The sequence below is a fragment of the Paracoccus sp. PAR01 genome, assembly GCF_014851995.1.
GTDB classification, from domain to species: domain Bacteria; phylum Pseudomonadota; class Alphaproteobacteria; order Rhodobacterales; family Rhodobacteraceae; genus Paracoccus; species Paracoccus litorisediminis.
Map to the genome: position 1 here is coordinate 1 of NZ_JACVAW010000103.1, position 366 is coordinate 366.

Annotated in this window: 1 protein-coding gene; it reads left to right on the plus strand. The window is 65.8% G+C overall.

Annotated features, from left to right (window positions below; all coding sequences use genetic code 11):
* Positions 1 to 366: isocitrate/isopropylmalate family dehydrogenase (locus IB235_RS24870; protein WP_255524440.1), on the plus strand; the 366-nt coding region annotated here is incomplete at both ends.

Consider the following 366-nt stretch of genomic DNA (forward strand, 5'->3'; position numbering starts at 1 on the left):
GGCGGCGCAAGCTGGCCTCGGTCACCAAATCCAATGCCCAGAAATACTCGATGGTGTTCTGGGATGAGGTCACCCGCGATCTGGCCGCCGAATTCCCCGAGGTCGAGGTCAGCCATTACCATGTCGACGCCATTGCCGCGCGCATGGTCATGGCCCCCGAGACGCTGGACGTGGTGGTCGCCTCGAACCTGTTCGGCGACATCCTGACCGATCTGGGCGCGGCGATCCAGGGGGGCTTGGGCTTTGCCGCCTCGGCCAATATCGACCCGACCCGCAAGGGTCCCTCGATGTTCGAGCCGGTGCATGGCTCGGCCCCCGACATCGCCGATCAGGGCATCGCCAACCCGATCGCCGCGATCTGGTCGC